Genomic DNA, 20,315 nt, shown 5'->3' with positions numbered 1-20,315 from the left:
CCGTTCTCTGAGATAAACCAGGCAACCTTGCCGGCATCTCTGATTAACAAATTATGGACAGTGTTGGTGCCCGGCCCAGAGCATAAGAGGCACCACTGCAACAATGGATCAGTGACCCGATTGGCACTGATGGCGCAAAGCACCCATAAATATTTTGCTAAGCCGCATTTATTTTCTCGGCTTTTGTATAAAAAGAGAGAAAACGTGGCATTGCCAGCAAGTACGTTGCCCTTAATTGAGCAAAACGTGCAGCATGAAAAGAATGCTAATCAACGCAACTCAGTCTGAAGAGTTGCGCGTAGCCCTTGTGGACGGACAAAAACTTTACGATCTGGATATCGAACCCGGCACTCGTGAACAGAAAAAAGCCAACATCTACAAAGGCAAAATCACCCGTATTGAACCCAGCCTGGAAGCGGCATTTGTTGATTTTGGTGCAGAACGCCACGGCTTTCTGCCACTGAAAGAAATCGCCCGCGAATACTTCGTGAAAGACCCGGGTCCGGGCCGCATCAATATCAAAGATGTGGTGCGTGAAGGCCAGGAAATCATCGTTCAGGTTGATAAAGAAGAGCGTGGCAACAAAGGTGCCGCCCTCACCACACAAGTGAGCCTGGCCGGCCGTTATCTGGTTCTGATGCCAACCAATGCCCGCGCAGGTGGCATCTCCCGCCGTATCGAAGGCGATGAGCGCACCCAGCTGCGTGAAGCCATGAAAGGCGTACAGGTACCGGACAAAATGGGCGTTATCGTCCGTACCGCCGGTATTGGCCGTAGCTCAGAAGAACTTCAGGCTGACCTGGATTATCTGGTTAATGTCTGGTCCGCAATTCAGCGTGCTTCCGAAAATTTGAGCGCTCCTTACCTGTTACTGCAGGAAAGCAACGTTATCATCCGTGCGATCCGCGACTACCTGCGTCAGGACATCGGCGAAGTGCTGATCGACACCCAGGCCGCATTCGACGAAGCCATTGCTTTTGTGCAACAGGTGATCCCACAGTCTGAAGGTAAATTTAAGCTGTATCAGGACAGCGTACCGCTGTTTAACCGTTACCAGATCGAAACTCAGATCGAAAGCGCCTTCCAGCGTGAAGTAAAACTGCCTTCCGGTGGCTCGATTGTGATCGACCCAACTGAAGCTCTCGTATCCATCGATATCAACTCTGCTCGCGCCACTAAAGGTGCAGACATTGAAGAAACGGCACTGAACACCAACCTGGAAGCCGCCGACGAGATTGCTCGCCAATTACGCCTGCGTGATATGGGTGGCCTGGTCGTGATCGATTTCATCGACATGATGGCCAACAAAAATCAGCGTGAAGTTGAATCTCGCCTGAAGAAAGCGTTAGAAATGGATCGCGCCCGCGTTCAGGTTGGCCGAATCTCCCGCTTTGGCCTGGTTGAAATGTCTCGCCAGCGCCTGCGCCCTTCACTGGGCGAAACCAGCGGACACGTTTGTCCACGCTGTAGCGGCACTGGTGTTATCCGCGACATTCAGTCTTCCGGCCTGTCGATTCTGCGTCTGATCGAAGAAGAAGCCGCCAAAGAGAATACCGGCCAGATTCGCGCCATTGTCCCGGTGCCGGTTGCCAGCTTCCTGTTAAACGAAAAACGTAACCTGATCGCTGCCATCGAAGCGCGCCACAACAGCAAAGTACTGGTGCTGCCGAATCCACACATGGAAACACCGCATTACGAAGTATTGCGTCTGCGTCCGGATGACAGCCTGATCGAAGAAGTCAGCTACGAGCAGAAACTGGATGCCGGTGAAGTAGAATACGGCGTCGATATTGCTAAGCCTGAAACCGCAGCACCACAGCAAACAGCTGCCGTCAGAGGCGTTCAGCGTAAAGCCGCACCAGCACCTGAAGTTCAGAGCTTCTGGTCGAAGCTGGGCAGTGCCCTGTCTTCCTTGTTTGAAGGTTCTTCTGACAAAGAAGAAAAAGAAGCTGAACAGAAAAATAAGCCAAATAACAAAGGTCGCAAAGGTCAGAACAACCAGAACCGCGATCGTAAAAATGGCTCAAACAATCGTCGCAATGGTCAACGCCAGGACAAACGTCAGGATTCACGCTCTGAAAAGAGCAGCGATGACAACCGCTCTCGCAACCGTCAGGAACGTGATGGTGAACGCGGTCAGCAGAACGACAATCGTCGCAAGCAGAATGACAATCGCCGCTCGGAAAACCAGCGCTCTGAGAATCGTAACGACGATACCAAGCGTAAGTCTGATAACCACGACAAAAACGAAACACGCAAACAAGAGCGTGCTGGTCAGGATCGCAACCAAGACCGCAATAAGGATCAGGACAACCAGGAAGGCCGCGCTCAACGTCGTGACCGCAGCAAAGGGGATAACCCACGTCGTCGCCGCGAGCCACGCGAGAAGTCGAATGAGCCATCAGAAGTAGTGGTGACAGCTTCTGGCGAGAAGAAAGAAGCGCAAGCTACTATCGCCAGCGAAGCAACCATTCTGGAAGCACCAAAAGCTGATAGCGAAGAGCGCAAGCCTCGTCGTGAACGTCGCAGCCGTCGTCGCAATAAGGCTGATAAGCCCGAAGCTGGCAGCACTCCTGAAGCAAAAGCAACTTCTGAAGTCAAAAATGGTGAAGAGGCGAAAACCACAGAGGTATCTGCAAAAGCAGAACCTTCAGTGAAAGCAGCTCCTGAGCAAGCTAAGGCAGAAACACAGACAGTGGAAACTCAGCCGGCACAAGAAGCAACTGAGGCAGCCACCGCAGAACCAGCCACCTCAGAACCACAAGCTGAAGCCACTACTGAAGAGAAGCCACGTCGCCGCAACAATCGTCGTCGCCGTCGCCAGGCTGATGAGCCACAAAACAACAGCTCTGATGGCAATACAACGGCAGAAGCCAGCCCAGCTCCGGAGGCAAAGACTGAAGTTCCAGCTACTGCAGCGGTAGAAGCAAAAGCTGAAGCAACGATTGAGACTAAAACCGAAGCAAAAACTGTAGCGGCACCTGCCACAGAACAGGAAGCCCAAAAAGTCGAACAACCGACTGCTGAAGCCAAACCGGAATCGGATAACTCTGAGGAAGGCAGCAACAAAGGTCGTCGTCGCAGCCGTCGTCGCAGTGGCGGGCGTGCGCCAAATGACCCGCGCAATGCGCAGGCCTCTCAGGAAACGGAAGCTGAGTAAAATCAGCCCTCCCCGATTTCGGGGAGCCCCCCCCTGAACGGGACACAAAAAAACTCGCCGCGGCGAGTTTTTTTGTGTCTGTCGTTTTATTGCAGCGGTTAATGCTCAGGCAAATGAACATCCGCGAACAGCGCTTCCAGCTCCTGACGGTTATGACAGTGCGATGCTTTTTCAACCAGGTCGCGTGTCAGATGGGGGGCAAACGCCTGAATAAAATCGTACATATAGCCGCGTAAAAAGGTTCCTTTACGGAAGCCAATCTGCGTCACGCTGGCAGCAAATAAATGGCTGGCATCAATCGCTACCAGATCCGAATCTGCTTCCGGATCAATCGCCATGCTGGCCACAATACCGATACCAATCCCCAACCGCACATAGGTTTTAATCACGTCGGAATCCGCAGCGGTAAAAGCAACCCGTGGTGTTAAACCACGCGATTTAAAGGCTTCGTCCAGTTTAGAGCGTCCGGTAAAACCAAACACATAAGTCACCAGAGGATAAGCTGCCACCTGCTCCAGAGAAGGTCTTGGGTTCTGCGCCAACGGATGGTTGCGCGGCACCAGAATACTGCGATTCCAGCGATAACACGGCATCATGATCAGGTCAGAGAATAACTCCAGTGCTTCGGTGGCAATCGCAAAGTCGGTTGTACCGTTGGCTGCCATCTCTGAGATTTGCATGGGTGTTCCCTGATTCATATGCAGAGAAACTTCCGGATACTTCTGCATAAACCCTTCAATCACTGGCGGCAGCGCATAACGGGCCTGGGTATGGGTAGTGGCAATCGACAAGCTGCCTTTGGTTTCATCACTGAATTCCTGAGCCACCTGTTTAATACTTTCTACTTTGCGCAGAATCTCACCCGCCACCTGTAAAATTGCCTCCCCTGCCGGGGTAATACGAGTCAGGTGTTTACCACTACGGGCAAAGATCTCAACGCCTAATTCATCTTCCAGCAGGCGTATTTGTTTACTGATTCCTGGCTGGGAGGTATATAAAACCTGGGCGGTCGCCGAGACGTTCAGGTCATGATGCGCAACTTCCCAAATGTAACGCAGTTGCTGTAACTTCATATTTCCTCCGAGTCTGACCTTTTCTTTCGTTATAAAAATATAAACAAATATTCTTTTCCAGAATAGATGCCAGGTAATACATTTACGCCAATATCGTTTTTTAGAGCTACTGGTACTACTGTAGACCATTATTCATGGATATTTTGTTATATATAGCCTCCGGTGCACTGGTTGGCCTGATCGTTGGTGTTACCGGCATTGGTGGTGGCGCATTAATGACGCCATTATTGCTGATGTTTGGCTTCCCACCCCATATCGCTGTGGGCACAGACCTGATGTACGCTTCGCTGACCAAAGCAGGTGGTGCCATCAGTCACCACAAACAAAAGCACGTCGAATGGTCGTTGGTGCGATTGCTTGCCATAGGCAGCATTCCGGCGGCACTCGTTACTGGCTTTGCGCTGGAAACTTTATTTGAAGACTCCGAGCAATATGGCACCCTGCTGAGTAGTGCTCTGGGTGTTATGCTGCTGTTTACCGCCGTTGTTATCCTACTGCGTCCGAAAATCCAACAGTGGTCCGCCTCAACCTTTAAAGGCTCTCTCAGCCAATACCGCAACAGCGCTACCGTGCTAATGGGAATCTTTTTAGGTGTCTTTGTGACCTTGTCTTCCGTTGGCGCCGGGGCAATTGGTACCGCCATCCTGATGCTGCTGTATCCGGCCTTGCGCTCAACCAATATTGTCGGAACCGACATTGCTCATGCCGTGCCACTAACTCTGGCGGCTGGCCTGATCCATATGTATTTGGGTAATGTTGATTTTTATCTGCTGGGCGCCCTTTTGATCGGCTCTCTGCCTGCTATTCACCTTGGCAGCCAGCTAAGCCGAAAAGTACCGGAGAAGCTGCTGAAACCCGTTCTCGCGGGCATCTTGTTTACCATTGGTGCCAAATACGCATTTTTCTGATCAGAGCCTGCACATCATCTAAATAGCAGGCTCCAGAACTCATCACTCAGGCAATTCCTCTTCTTCATACTATTCGGAAAATGGTAGGTCGACAGCTTAGTCAGTCTGCATTCCACAATGAATGCAGGCAATTTCTGCAAATGTATCTATGCTCTATTGATCAAATACAAATCACGGAGATTGATATGTCAGCCGAACAAACCCTGAGTGTTGATGAAGTTGCGGAAATCCTGAGCATGAAGGCCGTTACCATCAAGCGCTATGCTCGTGAAGGTTTATTAGACAGCGAACAGGATAACGGCGAATTTCGTTTTCTGCCTGACAAGGTGGAAAAATTTAAAGCCATTCAGGAAAAACTGCGCTAATCGAATACATTGTGTTAATCGAATAAACAAGCACTCTGCCCGGCTCCTGACTCGCCGGGCCAGATGCTCTCCTCAAGCCCCCACAATTTTTCCAGAAAACGCAGAAAATACTGAACATCCTGATTGCCCGCGGTATGCAAAAAGAAATACGGTGTTTTCCCTTCTGTCAGCCACTGCTGTAATTTATCCGACCACTGTAATAAATACCGTTCATTCAGTGCCCAATCGCTGTGTCCGATAAAACGAATCACCGGAGAAGCACCGGTTGCAATCGGGTGCACCGGCATTCGCGGCTTTTTCGAACGAGCATCCAATACTGCCTCTGTCTGAGCGGTATCATTAAACAGCCCACGACTATCAAACAGGGAACGTGCAACCTGCAATTCACTGAGCTGGCGCAACAGCGACTGTTCGTTAGCCGATTTATCGAAAAATCCCGGATGCCGGAATTCAACGGAGATATCGGCCCGTTCATGTGTTTTCAGAAGAGTCAGAAACTCCAGCAGCTCTGGCAGCCGCTGGGGAGAAAATTCCGCTGGCAGCTGCACCGAAATAACTCCCAACGAATCCTCCAGAGCATCTGCAAAATCGCGCCATGCCAACTGGTGCTTCTGATAAGCCAATAACAGATTCGGCGCATGGCTGATATCACGTGGTAACTTAAACGAGAAACTAAAATTGTCAGGCACCATCGAGCGCCATTGCCGGGCACGGCGTTTATCCGGTAAGCCATAAAAGGTGGTGTTTCCTTCAACCGACTGAAAGACCTGAGCGTATTCAGCCAGAGCTTCACCGGCTTTTTGCCAGGACGACAATAAATTACCGCGCCAGCCATCCATGTACCACATGGGCAATCCCAGCTTTAACCGTCCGTTGTGTATGGCCTGATTAAGGTCAGTTTTCATGGCTTTATACAGTGCTTTTCATTAGTGAGGTGTGCTTTTCATTCACGATTTGTCATAATCCGGCGGCATTATACCGAAAGCTTGTATGCAGAACTCAACCATGTCGAATTAGGAAGCATGATGACAGACACGCGCGTTGAAGATTTAAACATTGGTTCGATTACCCCACTGGTAACGCCGGATCAGCTAAAACAAGAAATGCCAATTTCAGAAGCGGCCGTTGAAAGTGTCCAGCAAGGACGTCAGGCTGTCAGAGACATTCTGGATCGTAAAGATCACCGTATTTTTCTGGTTGTTGGCCCCTGCTCCATTCATGATGTTGATGCGGCCAAAGACTATGCTCACCGGCTGAAAGCCCTGTCTGAAAAAGTATCAGACACTTTGTATCTGGTTATGCGTGTGTATTTCGAAAAGCCACGCACCACCGTCGGCTGGAAAGGTCTGATTAACGACCCGTATATGAACGATACCTTCAAGATTCAGGAAGGGCTGCACATTTCACGTCAGCTGTTACTGGATCTGGCGGAAATGGGTCTGCCACTGTCGACTGAAGCACTGGACCCAATTTCTCCTCAGTATCTGCAGGATTTAATCACCTGGTCTGCCATTGGCGCACGCACCACCGAGTCTCAGACTCACCGCGAAATGGCCTCAGGCTTATCCTCTGCCGTTGGCTTTAAAAACGGCACAGACGGCAGCCTGACGGTAGCAACCAATGCCCTGATGTCAGTTGCCAGCCCGCACCGTTTCCTGGGTATCGATCAGTCCGGCAAAGTTTCTATCGTAGAAACCAATGGCAACAACTATGGCCACGTTGTATTACGCGGTGGCGGTGGCAAGCCAAACTACGACTCCGTCAGTGTTTCTCTGGCTGAACAAGCATTGGAAAAGGCCGATCTGCCGAAGAACATCATGGTTGACTGTAGCCACGAGAACTCCAGTAAGAAACCTGAGCTGCAACCACTGGTGATGGATAACGTGACCAATCAGATTCTGGAAGGTAACAAGTCGATCGTTGGCCTGATGGTCGAGTCCAACATCAAACATGGCCGCCAGAATATTCCAGCCAACCTGGATGATCTGGAGTATGGTTTATCGGTCACCGATGGCTGCATCAGCTGGGATGAAACCGAACAGGCCATTCTGAGCATGCATGAAAAGCTGAAAGACGTCTTGCCAAAGCGTAACGCCTGATTGCTTTTGCTGTCTCGGCAATAACTCAATAAAAAACCCGCAGCAGCGGGTTTTTTATTGCTTATTCTATGGTTCTGACTTGGCAGAAAATCAGCTATTCAGCAGATCGTCGCGTAAGCCTTTCTGAACCGGATCATCCGATAACCAGATACCAAACAGCGCCTGCTTAAATTTCAGATCACCCACACTCGATTTCGCTTCACCATTGCGATAGATGGTGACACCCGTTTCCGGTTGATACACCAGATCAAACACATCCCCTTTATCGACTGCGTCCTGAAAAGCCACAATCAGTGCTTCAATATCGGCCTCAATCTCAGCAGTGTTACCACCGGTTGAACGTACAAAGCCATCACGGGTTGAGTCCGACATGCGCTTAGGTGTAATAAAGTCTGAAACGATATGCAAACGAATGGCCATGGTTTCATCAGCAGCAATCACCTCAGCGCCACTCTGATTAACTTCTGGCAGATACAAGGCCGTGACATACATATCAACAAAGAATTTGGTACGCGTACCGGCACCGTTCAGTTTAAGTTCCTGCTGCGCTGAGACCAGAGTTTCAGCAACATCAACGCCTGAAACCTGTTTTGCATAAGAAGTACCGGTGAATAACAGCGCATAGATCAGCACCGAACGGGCGAGAATTCGTAGCATGGGATTTGTCCTTTACGTTTGTTTTTATCATTAGTCGGATGTCGCATTTATAGTGCCCGCCCGATGTAATTGCAAGCCATCAGAGCACGCTACAACCAGTAGGGTAGAAATACAAGACAGGCAACGATCACGGCAGCAAAAGCACACAGTAGCACAGCACCCGCGGCAATATCTTTGGCCTTACCGACCAAAGGATGATGGCCCGGATGCAAAGCATCGGCCAGTGCCTCCAGTGCCGTATTTAACGCTTCCATCGCCATTACCAGCACAATGGCAAAAATTAACGCCAGCCATTCTGAAGCAGAAACCCCGGTCGCCAACGCCGCAATCACCACAACCACCGCCGCCGCCAGATGTATTTGAGCATGCGTTTCTGTTGTAAATAACTGCAGCACACCACGGAATGCATATCCAAAGCTGGCTCGACGGGTACGCAACCAGGACGATTGTTCTACTGGCATATATTCTCCAGGCATAAAAAAGCCCCCGATATCATGTGACATCAGGGGTCTGTTTTCTAAAAAAGAATTAACGAAAATCTTTCAGATTTTTTGCCACAAACTTGAGCGTCATTTCCACCAGATTCTCACCGGCATCGTAAAAACGATCGTCCAGCTCGGCAATGTCGTCTGCGTATTCGCTTTCGATCTGGTCAAACAACTCAATGCGCTCATCTTCGTCGTCGGGCACATTTCGTTCGGCAAAAAAATCAATTAACCGGTCGAGCAACGACTGCGTTTCTTTCGCCTTAATGCTCTCCAGTGCCAGTAGCGTATCATCCGCTTTGGCTCCGGCTTCATGATGAATAAACTGAACAAAACCACCATTTTCCATTTCGCGCAGCAGGTGGTCGATGCAAAACACAACTTTTTCTGAAGTGCTCAGAGCGTCATAGCCCTGCTCGGCTTCCTTGTCATAAATTACATCAGTGATTTGTAAGAATGAGTCGGTCTCATCAGCGACATCCAGTGCTGCCTGAATCTCCATGTTCATAGGGTGTTACTCGTTACTCTCTTTTAAAGGTATTTAAGTGGTGAATTCACCATAGCTTACCGTAAATTATTTGACAAAGGTTTTACAAGGATTCCGATATATCGGCCTCAATGGCAGTAATATTAAATCCATGAGCAAGCGATATGGCCGATTTCAACAGGTTGAGCCACTGATATCCCGATTAAACTGGCCCGTAAAACAATAATGACAACACAGCTTCTTCCCCATGCAGAGTTCATTCACACAACGCTTCCCTCATTTATTCGATACAGAGAGCAGCGTAAACAGAGCGGCCGACAAGAGCTCGCCAATTGCTTCGCTACCAACTCCGGTTGGCTCACTCCCTGAATTAGGTGAACAAGCATTCGTTAAATACGACAACCTGACCCACCCGGAATACGGCGGCAATAAAATCCGAAAACTTGACTGGATTGCCGCGGATATCCGCAAAAACAAAGCCCGTCATGTCATTACATTTGGCGCAATTGGTACCAATGCCGGGGTTGCAACCGCCATGATGTGCCAGCGTTTGGGTGTGCGTTGTTCGATTTATTTATTTGACCAGCCATTGAGCAACACCGTATACGCCAATATAAAACGCATGCAGGGGTACGGTGCCGAACTGATTTATTGCGGCAGTTTATTCAACACCATGCTGCGCTTTTACAGCTCGGTGTATCGTCTGAAACCCTATTGTTATTTTCTCTGGGCCGGCTGTTCAAACCCTCCGGCGATTCTTGCCTACGTCGATGCAGCCTTTGAATTACAGCAACAAGTTCAACAAGGCTTAATACCCGAACCAAAAAAAATTGTGATTCCGGTTGGCAGCGGCTCCAGCGCCGCGGGTTTATATCTGGGATTACAATTAACCGGATTAAGCAGTGAATTAATTCCGGTGCGTGTTGCGCCTAGTAAACTCGGCCCTTTTGATGCTTGCAGCGATGCCATTATCAATCGCCAGATTAAGACCGGGGCTGAACTATTAAAACTGGGCTCTCGCTCAACACCCCGTTCAACACCACAGCCACTACCCCACTCATTACCTCAGTCGAAGCTCAACCATGATTATTACGGTGAAGGTTATGGTCATGCCGATGAACAAGTAAAACACGCCATCTCGACGTTTGCTCAGTCCGGTATCCAGCTGGAAGGTACCTATTCGGGCAAAGCGGCCTGTGCCTTTTTGGATTGCCTGAAACGCAGTAGCGGGCCGGTATTATTCTGGAACACCTACAATTCCAGCGCTTATATACCAGAACCCGCTATCAGTGTATTACCGAACGCGTTAAAGAAAAAATTAGAAGCGAGCGAATTACTGAGCTAACAGCTGCTGAATTTTTTCAGCGGTTTGCTGCGGCTGCTCCATTGGAAAACAGTGCGTACGGCCAAAGGAGTGCCACTGAATATGCCGATTCACCCTGGCCGCACGGCGGGCCGATTTGGCAATAAAGCCGTAACTGTTTTCGGCCACCAGAATATCGACCGGCACCTTAACGCTGCGCACAGCGTGCCATAAGCCGCGTGGGTACGAGCCAAAAATTGCGCCTTCCCAGCGTGGGTCACAACACAACTGACGCTCACCATCCACGTCTTTACTGGCACTGTCGACAAAGGCCTGCAGCACTTCAGGGTGCCAGTCTTTATACAGGGATTTCTGCGACAACTCCGCCAGCATAGCCTCAGCATCAGGCCAACGATTGCGACGGCGGCTCACTGAGCGCACCAAGGCGCTGCGTTTCCACACGCCAGTTGCCCGCATCACCTGTTGAGCCAGAATAATTTCAGGGGAAAACAGCACAGGATCCAGCAGAATAATACGCTGAAACAGTTCCGGCGAACGTGCCGCCGCCAGCAAGGTAATGACACCTCCCAACGAGTGGCCGACACCAATCGCAGCAGACTGATTCTGAGCTTGTAGTTGTTGTTTCAGAGAAGCCGTTACCGAGGCTGCCATACCCTGCCAGTCTGGCATCCGGTGTTTCGGTTGATCAGAGCCACCATGACCAGGCACGTCAGTCAGGATCAACGAATGCGTTGTAGGAAAACCCGCTGCAACACCACTCAGGGTTAAGGCTGAAAAGCCATTACCGTGCAGAAAGTGAATCGGTGTTTCTTCGTTTTGGCCAGCTCTGGCATAGCCGTGAATCTGATGCAGATGAGCGCTTGTAGGGTCTGTCAGCGTCCATTGAGACAAGCTCTCGGCTGGCAGTACGGTACTTGCCTGATGACTGTGGGCCATATAAAAATCTGATAAATGACTGAAATGGTGGCCGATGGTAAAGAGGCTGTTGTCAAAACACCAGTGCCAATTTGCTTGCTTGATCTGACAAATGCGCTCAACCGAAGCCGTTGGCCATTGTCGTTCGGGTAACTGTCAATGCCGACATTGTTGAAATTGGCTCAAAAAACACACTGATCAAATATTGCACAGAAGTGCGATTGCATTATTCTTAATAAAACCGCACTTAACCAAAGCCGTTAACACGATGCCAACATCAGGGAAAGGAGAAAGGCCATGACCTCAGCTGTTGCACTATCCGCCATCGAAGCAAGCCGTAAATTTACCGACCGCAAGGACGCTGAAGCCCGACTCGCTCAGGCTCAGCGTGATCTAAACGCCAAAGTCATCAGCCCGCAGGATTATCAGCGACTGACGGAAGAGTGTCTGAAAATCATCCGCTCTTGCGAACCGGCCTGACACTTATCTTTAACGCCTGGCCTCAACACCTGGCCTCATCACCAGACCCGAAAATCACCTAAACAAGTCAGGCTGCGACTGGGGTACCGCTGTGGAAGCGGAAGGTCTCATCCGGTGATTCAATCAGTTGCTGCTCCAGTTCGCGGAACATTTGTACCCGCTCATCAATCGGCTCATCCGAGTATTGCGCCGCCAGCCCCAGATAATCCTGATAATGGCGGCCTTCAGAGCGCAGCAGAGAACGATAGAACTTCTCCAATTTCTCATCCAGAAACGGGGCTAATTTAGCAAAGCGCTCACATGAGCGGGCTTCGATAAAAGCGCCCACAATCAGAACGTCCACCAGCTCAGGAACGCCACCACCCTTTCTCACTGCATCACGCAAGCCAGAGGCGTAGCGTGATGAGGAAATATGGCGGTAACGGATTCCACGTTCGGTCATGATGTTCACGACTTGCTCGAAGTGCAGCAGCTCTTCACGCGCCAGCTGACTCATCTTTTTCAGCAAGTCTTCACGTTCAACGTGCTTATACATCAGGTTCATGGCGGTATTGGCGGCTTTCTTTTCACAGTTGGCATGATCAATCAGCAGAATTTCCTGCTCATTCAGCGCCTGGGCAATCCAACTATCGGGCGTTTCACAACCCAAAAACTCGTGAATTTCAGCCATTACTGCATCAATACTCATAGAAAACCTGCACCGCAAAAGAAAATAAAAAGCGGGCGGATTTTAAGGAAAAGCGGCACGGGCGACAATAACCAGGCGCAAGAATGATCAATGTCGATGTCCCGGGTTCTGTACAGAATGATTTTGAAGCAGCAACAGGATGTTGCGTTAGCGCGGTGGGTACAGGGATGTACCCTCGGCGCGGCGGCAAAAATTATTCTGTACAGAACCCGGGAACCGCCTTCAAGAATAAAAAGAAAACGCCGTATTTAAGAAGATAGCGCCTGCGATACCTGCCAACGCAGATCACTCAGATTAATCCCCAGCGGCACATCCAACCGCAAAGCCGCAAGAATGCGTGTCAGCAACGCCGTTTGCCAATGCTGAGTCAGCTTGTTTGCGGCTTTCCGATTAGCCGCATCACTGTCCAGCTGCTGCAGATTCACCAGAATGTTATCTAACGATTGGTATTGATCGAGCAAATGACCTGCGGTTTTTGGCCCGATTCCTTCGACACCCGGCAAATGATTAGTACTGTCGCCGGTCATGGCCCAGTAGTCCACCAGCTGACTCGGTTGCAAGCCAAACTTCTGCTCCACCATTAACTCATCGTAAGTAAACCGATCAAAATGATTACGCACCTTAATACGACCGTTCACCAGCTGACAAAAACCTTTATCGGTCGACAGAATCATCACCGCCAGTCCGGCAAATGCCGCTTTATTAGCCAGCGTGGCAATCACGTCATCGGCTTCCCAACCAGCCAGATCAAGGCAGGGCAAGCCATTGGCACGGAAATAACCACTGACACTGTCTAACTGCTGCGCCAGTGCTTCCGGCATCGGCGGGCGGTTGAGTTTATAATCGGGCCACATCTGATGACGCCAGGTCTGGCATTTCTGTTCAAACACCATCACCACATGAGTAGCCTGAAATTGCTCGGCATTACGGGCAATGGCCGTCATGCAACGGGCCTGAGTGGCTTCAATCTGCAAATCCCCTTCCGGGGCCGCCGCGTAAATCCGGCGAATCAGGTTCATGGCATCAACGATTAATAATTTCATTCACTCAACTCCTGCTGCCCCTGCCACAACTGATAATAACGACCCTGTTGTGCCATCAGAGCATCGTGACTGCCCTGCTCAACAATCTGACCGGCTTCCAGCACCGCAATAATGTCAGCCTCAACAATGGTCGATAGTCGATGCGCAATAATCAGCGCGGTATGGCCTTTAGAGACCTGACGAATAGCCTCCATAATGCCACGCTCGGTATCGGAATCGAGTGACGATGTCGCTTCATCAAATACCATAATCGCCGGTTTTTTCAGCAACATCCGGGCGATAGCAATGCGTTGTTTTTCGCCGCCGGAGAGTTTCAGCCCCCGCTCCCCAACCCGCGTGTCCCAGCCCTTTTCGGCGTTATTGAGTAAGGTTTCCAGATGCGCCATACGAATCACCGCCATCAATTCCTCATCACTGGCGTCAGGCTTGGCGTACAGCAGATTATTTTTCAACGTGTCGTTAAACAGCACGGTATCCTGCGGCACAATGCCGAGCTGCTGACGTAAGGCCTGTTGTGGCACATCAGCGATGGATTGACCATCGATGGTCACCGAGCCACGATTTACATCATAAAAGCGGAACAGCAGCTTGGTCAGCGTCGATTTTCCCGCACCGCTGGAGCCCACCACCGCCAGTGTTTTACCGGCAGGAATGGTTAAATCCAGTTGCTGCAAAATAGTCCGTGAGGGTTGATAGCCAAAATCGACCTGCTGAAAACGAACTTCTCCGGCAGAAAGATTCAACGGCTGCGTGCCGTTATCTGCCACCGTTGGCACTTCATCCAACAACTCGAACATACGCTCAATATTGGCCATCGACGCTTTAATTTCGCGATAAACAAAACCAAGAAAATTCAGCGGTAAAAACAGCTGAAACATAAAAGCATTGACCAGTGTGAAATCACCCAGCGTCATTTCACCGATAACCACATAATAAGCGGCAAACATCAGCATGGCCGACATCGCGATGGAGATAATGAGTGCCTGCCCGCCATTTAAACCAAACAGAGTCAGGCGATTTTTACGCCGCGCCTGTTCCCACTCGGCCAGTGCCCCATCATAAGCGTCACTTTCACGCTGCTCGGCGGTGAAATATTTCACCGTTTCGTAATTTAATAAGCTGTCCAACGCCCGGGCATGCGTGCTTGAGTCCGCCTGCGCTGCCTGGCGAATATAGTGAGTACGCCACTCCGTCATTTTCACCGTGTATCCAACATAAGCAACAACCGCCAGCGCAGTAATCAGCGCAAAGACCGGCGGATAGTTCAGCAATAACACTCCAATTACCAGCGCCAGCTCCAGCAAAGTAGGGCCGATATTAAACACAAAAAATCGCATCAAAAAGCTGATGCCATTGGTGCCACGTTCAATATCGCGCTGCAAAGCACCGGTTTGACGATCCAGATGAAAATCCAGACTCAACTGATGCAGGTGGCGAAACAGCTTCAGCGACATACGGCGCATAGCGCGTTCGGTCACACGACCAAACAACACATCCCGCACTTCGCCCATCAACACATTCAGAAAACGCACCGCACCATACGCCAGCAGCAATCCCAGCGGAAACCACAACCACCAGTTATCCGCCGCCGTACTCTCCAGTGCAGACAGATGATCGACCTGATATTTCAGTAAAAACGGCATGGCGACGCTGGCCAGCTTAGCCACCACCAGACACAGCAAGGCTAAGATTACCCGTCCGCGATATTCCATCAGATATGGCCATAAGGTTTGTAGCCAATGACGAATCCGCAGTTGTTCCGGTGCCTGGGTCGGGCCTTGTGAAAAGTGTTTCATCAAACTGTTACTCAGATGTGTTGCGATAACGGGCTGCTCGGGCTGGCATAGCAGAACAGCCTATCAGGTCAGACGCGAAGAGTAAGGATGAGACGATTGTGATTCAACGGATTTACCACATTAAACGGGCATTACCGGAATTATTTGAGCTGGAAGAGTTAATTGAACAGGGACGCGAACACCTGAGAGTATCGGTTCCGGCACATATTCAGCACACCTATAAACACCAGCAAACAGTACCATTACCGTTTTATGTATTAGAAGCCGGGTCCGACGCCCCTCTGGCACCAACACTGGTGCTGGTGGGCGGAGTTCATGGTATCGAACGCATTGGCACTCAGGTGATTCTGTCGTTTTTACGCACTCTGCTGCAACGGCTGGCGTGGGAGCCGGTTATTCACGAGCAGCTGGCACAAATCCGGCTGGTGATGATTCCGATTGTGAACCCCGGCGGCATGTGGCAAAACTCACGCTCTAACCCTAATGGGGTGGACCTGATGCGTAATGCCCCCGTCGACGCTGAGGACAACACCTTTCTGGTGGGTGGCCAACGGCTCAGCAAACATCTGCCCTGGTATCGCGGCCGCAAAGACAGCCAGATGGAAGCCGAGAATCAGGCGCTGACTCAGGCCATTCGTCAGGTTCTGAGCCACCAGAAACACGCCATCAGTCTCGACTGCCACTCGGGTTTTGGCGCAAAGGATCGCATCTGGTTTCCGTATGCCAAGAGCAAAAGCCCGTGGCCCAATCTGGCAGAAGCCTTTGCCCTGACCGAATTATTTGAAACAACCTACCCTTATCACGATGTTTATCTGTTTGAGCCACAATCACAGTCGTACACCACTCATGGTGATATCTGGGATTATTTATACGACGACTACCTGGCAACACAGCCGGATGGGCTTTATTTACCGTTAACGCTGGAGATGGGCTCGTGGCTATGGGTGCGCAAAAATCCACGTCATTTATTACGTTATCACAGCCTGTTTAACCCGATATTGCCGCATCGCCATCATCGGATTCTGCGACGCCACCTGACGCTGTTCGATTTTTTATTATCAGCGGTGCGCAGTATGCCTGCCTGGGCTCCCACCGGTGTTAACGAGAAAAGTCAGTTGCATCATCAGGCGCTGAAGCGCTGGTATCCGGGCTCAGCGTTCAGCGCTAAGCCAGGCCTGCGGCCGGAATAAGCGTAAACTTGGGTAATCCCAATCATGGTGGAACACAAATGCGGAAAAATTGCGTATGATAGCGGCCTGTTTTAATTGATGAAGTCTGGTTACATGTTACGTCCCGCTCTCGTTGCTACAACCTTATCATTGGCTGTAAGCCTTCCCACGCACGCTGAATTCAGCTTCGACATTGGCTTAGGCAGTGAATACCTGAAAAACGGGATTTCCTTAACCGAAGGCAAACCAACCTATCAAACCGGCCTGACCTATCTTAACGATAGTGGTCTTTATGGCGGTTTATGGGCTTCGAATATCGATCAGAGTGATCTGGATATTGATTATGAAGGCAGTGCCTTTGCTGGCTGGTACCTGCCATTAAGCGAAAGCCTGGCACTGGATGCCGGGGTAACTCATTATGAGAACTTTGGTGGTGATGACGCCGACGGCCGTGCTTATGCCGAAGGTTTTGCCAAATTACTGGTAAACGACGCCTGGACTTTTGGCCTGCGTCAGAGCGAAGACTTTCAGGGAACGGATGAAGCACACCGCTCACTGGAAAGCGCTTACACCTATCAGACCGGCACCTTCTCCATTGAATTCTACGTTGCTCAACACCGTTTTCTGAAAACCACAGGGACCGCCAATTATGGCGGCAGCCGTGACGATTACTGGCACTTCCGTGTTGGCGCGGGTCGCAGTTACAACAACTGGGATTATCGTTTGAAGCTGGAGCGCACCAATTTAGGTGGCGATTTTGATGCTGGTACCGCCATCACATTCAGCCTGCATCGCTTCTTTAATTTCTGACCTGCCTATGCACAGTCGATGTCAGCCGGAGCAACTGTTATGACCCAAGCCGCGGCTGACATCATCTTACTGCGCGGCTTGATTCGTAGCCGCTTTCATTGGCAAGACTTTCCCCAACAGTTACAACATGCCTTCCCTGAACACCGTATTCTGACGCCCGAACTGGCCGGTAACGGTGAGCGCTTTCAGGAGAATACTCCAGCATCAATCCGGGCAATGATGCTGGATATTCGCCAACAGGTGACCCTTGATCAGAGTCAGGCAAAAACAAAGCATCCCGCGGTTATTATTGCAGTGTCGATGGGAGCGATGATTGCCACAGAATGGGCCCACCACTTTCCTCAGGAAGTGCAGCAATTGCATTTAATTAATACCAGCGCCGGACAGTTTTCACGTCCCTGGCAACGCATGCAGGCAGCGGCTTTTTTATCATTATTACCAGCGATTACCGATAAAAAACGTCTGGAACAGAAAATTATCGATTGGACAATTAATATCCAGAAAGACGCGCAACTGACGCAACGCTGGCAAGATTTTTCACAACAACATCCATTATCACTGCGTAATGCGGTCACTCAGTTATTGGCGGCCAGCCGCTACCGCGGCCAATCGCACGCGCCAATTAATCACTGTTATTTTTATCACAGCCAAGGGGATCGCTTAGTTAACCCAAACTGTACTGCGGCCATTGCTCAGCACTGGAACAAACCCCTCGAACGCCACGGTTTTGCCGGACATGATTTATCCATGGACGACAGCCCATGGCTGATTGATAAGCTCAGAGAAAATATTTTGTCGCGATCAGAAGTATTTTCCTAAGCCAACAAAGTATTGCTGTACCAGCCCATTACCCACCAACGGGCTATCGGACACTTCGTCATCGTATTGGAAGTGGCGCAAGCCAACATAGGCGCCCCACTTATTATCGGCCTGACCACCCCAGTGAAAATCGTAGGTGGCAATAACTTCCAATTCGGCAGAAAACCCGGCACCAGCGTCATAAACGTCCTGCGTGGCACTGTTACGGATTTCGTCACGATCAATACCAAAGTAATAATCGTTAAAATCTTCCGTCTGGTATTGAGCACCAACCGTCGTCAGGATACGAAAACCGGCCACATCATCACGGCGATAAAATAACAGCTCGGCTTCCTGCGATTGGTGCGCGCCAGAAACATCCTGCAATACCGCTGCCCGGCCAATCCAGCCACCGCCCAAACGGCGACCAACCTGAAAGCCAATTTCCAACGCACTGTCACGCTCGTCTAAATCATAAGCCGACAGAACATCGCTATCGTCAATTTGATCATCGCTTAAACTGGTGTGAGTACGCAGATTGCCAATCACAGACGCAAAGTTGGTGCCGTCGCGGTAAACCCCATAACCAATACGGTTGGCTTCAATAAAGAAATCGCCATAACCGCCAAACACCAACAAAGCCGGATTTACTTCGACATCAACATCACGAAAAGCACTGTCGCGAGCCACCGCGCCAACAGACCACAGGCCGGAGGCTGGCTCGGCGACGGTGTGCCAGAAACCGTCCTCACCATCTTCCGCATGCGCCATGGGAATTGCCGTTGTCATCATAAGGGTTCCGGCCAGAGTGGTAGACTGAAGCGTTTTTGTAACGGTTGTTATTTTCATGAGTGGCCTTTAAAAATGATCGCTGCGACAAAAATAAGTCGTCGAATAAGTAACAGAATAGCTTTCAGACGCCAGTCACAAGCAAAAAGTTCAGATCAGCGATTTAAAACCCCGATCCAGCGCGGTTTAACCAGATCGGCCAGCCAGTCGGAAACATCACACACGGGCAACTGCGCGCTTAATGCCGCCCTCACCCGCAAAACCGCCTCATTAACATTGCCCGGTGTATAGCGATGTGAAAGCGGGTATTGCTCCTGATAACACAAATCATCCGGCACCACCGGAATCGCTCCAGCACTGCTGGCTTCCAGCATAGAAAGCCCCTGAAATTCATGATTGGCGCTACTGATAACCACCTGAGCCTGATTCAGCCAGTATTGGTAATCCGCTTTTGATACCCGGCCATTAACCAGAATATGTGCAGCAAACTCATCTTCAATCTGTTTCAGCACCTCAGGGGTTTTAGGAGCACGATGGCCTAACAGCGCCAGCGAGAAATCAACCTGATGCTGCTTTAGCTGTCGCAGAATTTGTTGAAAAAACTGCGGGTTTTTGTCGTATTCCCAGCGGTGATTCCAAACAATTAAGTTCTGAGTTTTGGCAACCGCTGAAGTGGGAATGGCTCTGACCGGTACCGGCAACCAGCCGCATTTCTGCTGTAATTGCGCTGCCAGAGCAGCTGGCACCTGGTCCGGTAGTTTCTTCATCAACTGCTCAACACCCGAAAGAAATGACAGCTGATTAAAACGGGAATTAAACCAGATTCGATCCGCCGCCAAAGCGCCATACAATTGCACCATTTGTGGATCTAACGACGAGTGTTGCCCTTCACCGGTCGGGTAAGCAAATTGATTTTCATGGAAATAATAATCCAACGGCAGGTGTGCTAATGCCGGAAACAACCCGCGAATGGTGCTGATATCCACCATTGAAGTGGCCAGAATACGGCTCGGCTGCCAGTGCTGCAGCAACTCGGTTAACTCGTTCAGCCAGGACAATGGATTGCCACGAATACGCCAGCGAAAATAACGCCCGGGCAACTCCAGCACCCGCCACTCCACACCGTGCTCGGCACCAATTTCCTGTTGCAGCCAATCGGCCCAATAAGCGTGACTGTCGGAACGATAAGCCGACAACAATAATATTTTGTGTTTCATGGCGGGCTTTATACCGTATCGCGCCAGCGTACTCTATGCTGCACACTACTCG

Annotated in this window: 20 protein-coding genes; 9 read left to right on the top strand and 11 right to left on the bottom strand. The window is 50.4% G+C overall.

Going from position 1 to position 20,315, the window contains the following annotated elements; genetic code table 11:
* Positions 1–253: 253 nt before the first annotated feature.
* On the top strand, positions 254–3,160 hold the full coding sequence (locus ACO05E_RS16195) for an Rne/Rng family ribonuclease (protein WP_419810526.1): 2,907 nt from the start codon (positions 254–256) through the stop codon (positions 3,158–3,160).
* A 98-nt stretch (positions 3,161–3,258) separates the two neighbouring features.
* Here the strand turns inward: ACO05E_RS16195 and cysB are convergent, their stop codons facing one another.
* Positions 3,259–4,233, bottom strand: coding sequence for an HTH-type transcriptional regulator CysB (gene cysB, locus ACO05E_RS16190; protein ID WP_419810525.1), 975 nt, complete (start codon positions 4,231–4,233; stop codon positions 3,259–3,261).
* A 134-nt stretch (positions 4,234–4,367) separates the two neighbouring features.
* Between cysB and ACO05E_RS16185 the strand changes: the two genes are divergently transcribed.
* Together ACO05E_RS16185 and ACO05E_RS16180 are read left to right on the top strand one after the other, a co-directional pair.
* Complete coding sequence (locus ACO05E_RS16185; protein WP_419810524.1) at positions 4,368–5,141, top strand: sulfite exporter TauE/SafE family protein; 774 nt, start codon at positions 4,368–4,370, stop codon at positions 5,139–5,141.
* A 185-nt stretch (positions 5,142–5,326) separates the two neighbouring features.
* Entirely contained in the window at positions 5,327–5,506 is a 180-nt protein-coding gene (locus tag ACO05E_RS16180) for a helix-turn-helix domain-containing protein (RefSeq protein ID WP_419810523.1), read from the top strand.
* A 14-nt stretch (positions 5,507–5,520) separates the two neighbouring features.
* On the opposite strand, the gene ACO05E_RS16175 is transcribed toward ACO05E_RS16180, so the two are convergent.
* Positions 5,521–6,354, bottom strand: coding sequence for a DUF72 domain-containing protein (locus ACO05E_RS16175; protein WP_419810522.1), 834 nt, complete (start codon positions 6,352–6,354; stop codon positions 5,521–5,523).
* Positions 6,355–6,531: 177 nt separating this feature from the next.
* On the opposite strand from ACO05E_RS16175, the gene ACO05E_RS16170 reads away from it, so the two are divergent.
* The gene (locus ACO05E_RS16170; protein WP_419810521.1) at positions 6,532–7,605 is read left to right on the top strand and encodes a 3-deoxy-7-phosphoheptulonate synthase; all 1,074 of its coding nucleotides are present in this window, start codon (positions 6,532–6,534) and stop codon (positions 7,603–7,605) included.
* Positions 7,606–7,695: 90 nt separating this feature from the next.
* On the opposite strand, the gene ACO05E_RS16165 is transcribed toward ACO05E_RS16170, so the two are convergent.
* The 3 genes from ACO05E_RS16165 to ACO05E_RS16155 all read right to left on the bottom strand — a co-directional run bounded on the left by ACO05E_RS16165 (position 7,696) and on the right by ACO05E_RS16155 (position 9,255).
* Positions 7,696–8,262: a chalcone isomerase family protein gene (locus tag ACO05E_RS16165; protein ID WP_419810520.1), complete on the bottom strand. Its 567-nt coding sequence runs from the start codon at positions 8,260–8,262 to the stop codon at positions 7,696–7,698.
* Between the two features lie 89 nt (positions 8,263–8,351).
* A complete protein-coding gene (locus ACO05E_RS16160; protein WP_419810519.1) occupies positions 8,352–8,723 on the bottom strand; it encodes a diacylglycerol kinase family protein in 372 nt (123 codons plus the stop codon).
* A gap of 67 nt (positions 8,724–8,790) precedes the next feature.
* Positions 8,791–9,255 carry a DMP19 family protein gene (locus tag ACO05E_RS16155; protein ID WP_419810518.1) on the bottom strand — a complete coding sequence of 155 codons (465 nt, stop codon included), beginning with the start codon at positions 9,253–9,255 and terminating at the stop codon, positions 8,791–8,793.
* Between the two features lie 226 nt (positions 9,256–9,481).
* On the opposite strand from ACO05E_RS16155, the gene ACO05E_RS16150 reads away from it, so the two are divergent.
* On the top strand, positions 9,482–10,579 hold the full coding sequence (locus tag ACO05E_RS16150; protein ID WP_419810517.1) for a 1-aminocyclopropane-1-carboxylate deaminase/D-cysteine desulfhydrase: 1,098 nt from the start codon (positions 9,482–9,484) through the stop codon (positions 10,577–10,579).
* Here ACO05E_RS16150 and ACO05E_RS16145 read toward each other — a convergent pair.
* On the bottom strand, positions 10,568–11,494 hold the full coding sequence (locus ACO05E_RS16145) for an alpha/beta fold hydrolase (protein WP_419810516.1): 927 nt from the start codon (positions 11,492–11,494) through the stop codon (positions 10,568–10,570). The genes ACO05E_RS16150 and ACO05E_RS16145 overlap by 12 nt on opposite strands.
* 276 nt (positions 11,495–11,770) lie before the next feature.
* Between ACO05E_RS16145 and ACO05E_RS16140 the strand changes: the two genes are divergently transcribed.
* Complete coding sequence (locus ACO05E_RS16140; protein WP_419810515.1) at positions 11,771–11,953, top strand: hypothetical protein; 183 nt, start codon at positions 11,771–11,773, stop codon at positions 11,951–11,953.
* 67 nt (positions 11,954–12,020) lie between these two features.
* Here the strand turns inward: ACO05E_RS16140 and ACO05E_RS16135 are convergent, their stop codons facing one another.
* From ACO05E_RS16135 to ACO05E_RS16125, 3 genes are all read right to left on the bottom strand, one after another.
* The gene (locus tag ACO05E_RS16135; protein ID WP_419810514.1) at positions 12,021–12,641 is read right to left on the bottom strand and encodes a tRNA-(ms[2]io[6]A)-hydroxylase; all 621 of its coding nucleotides are present in this window, start codon (positions 12,639–12,641) and stop codon (positions 12,021–12,023) included.
* Positions 12,642–12,889: 248 nt separating this feature from the next.
* The gene (xni, locus tag ACO05E_RS16130) at positions 12,890–13,684 is read right to left on the bottom strand and encodes a flap endonuclease Xni (protein WP_419810513.1); all 795 of its coding nucleotides are present in this window, start codon (positions 13,682–13,684) and stop codon (positions 12,890–12,892) included.
* Positions 13,681–15,480 (bottom strand): ABCB family ABC transporter ATP-binding protein/permease, encoded by a 1,800-nt coding sequence (locus tag ACO05E_RS16125; protein WP_419810512.1) that lies wholly within the window; start codon positions 15,478–15,480, stop codon positions 13,681–13,683. The genes xni and ACO05E_RS16125 overlap by 4 nt, the downstream gene beginning before the upstream one ends.
* A gap of 98 nt (positions 15,481–15,578) precedes the next feature.
* Between ACO05E_RS16125 and ACO05E_RS16120 the strand changes: the two genes are divergently transcribed.
* The 3 genes from ACO05E_RS16120 (at position 15,579) to ACO05E_RS16110 (ending at position 18,278) form a co-directional block, all read left to right on the top strand.
* Positions 15,579–16,670 (top strand): M14 family zinc carboxypeptidase, encoded by a 1,092-nt coding sequence (locus tag ACO05E_RS16120; RefSeq protein ID WP_419810511.1) that lies wholly within the window; start codon positions 15,579–15,581, stop codon positions 16,668–16,670.
* Positions 16,671–16,763: 93 nt separating this feature from the next.
* Complete coding sequence (locus tag ACO05E_RS16115; protein ID WP_419810510.1) at positions 16,764–17,459, top strand: TorF family putative porin; 696 nt, start codon at positions 16,764–16,766, stop codon at positions 17,457–17,459.
* 39 nt (positions 17,460–17,498) lie between these two features.
* Positions 17,499–18,278, top strand: a complete 780-nt coding sequence (locus ACO05E_RS16110) for an alpha/beta fold hydrolase (RefSeq protein ID WP_419810509.1) — start codon at positions 17,499–17,501, stop codon at positions 18,276–18,278.
* Here ACO05E_RS16110 and ACO05E_RS16105 read toward each other — a convergent pair.
* Complete coding sequence (locus ACO05E_RS16105; protein WP_419810508.1) at positions 18,261–19,049, bottom strand: MipA/OmpV family protein; 789 nt, start codon at positions 19,047–19,049, stop codon at positions 18,261–18,263. The two genes, ACO05E_RS16110 and ACO05E_RS16105, sit on opposite strands and share 18 nt — an antisense overlap.
* 152 nt (positions 19,050–19,201) lie before the next feature.
* Positions 19,202–20,263, bottom strand: a complete 1,062-nt coding sequence (locus tag ACO05E_RS16100) for a tRNA-queuosine alpha-mannosyltransferase domain-containing protein (RefSeq protein WP_419810507.1) — start codon at positions 20,261–20,263, stop codon at positions 19,202–19,204.
* Between the last annotated feature and the right edge of the window lie 52 nt (positions 20,264–20,315).

Origin of the sequence: Bacterioplanoides sp. (genome assembly GCF_965226395.1) — a bacterium.
GTDB lineage: Bacteria > Pseudomonadota > Gammaproteobacteria > Pseudomonadales > Oceanobacteraceae > Bacterioplanoides.
The sequence above is the reverse complement of the archived record's forward strand: the minus strand, read 5'-3'. Positions and strand labels throughout refer to the sequence as shown.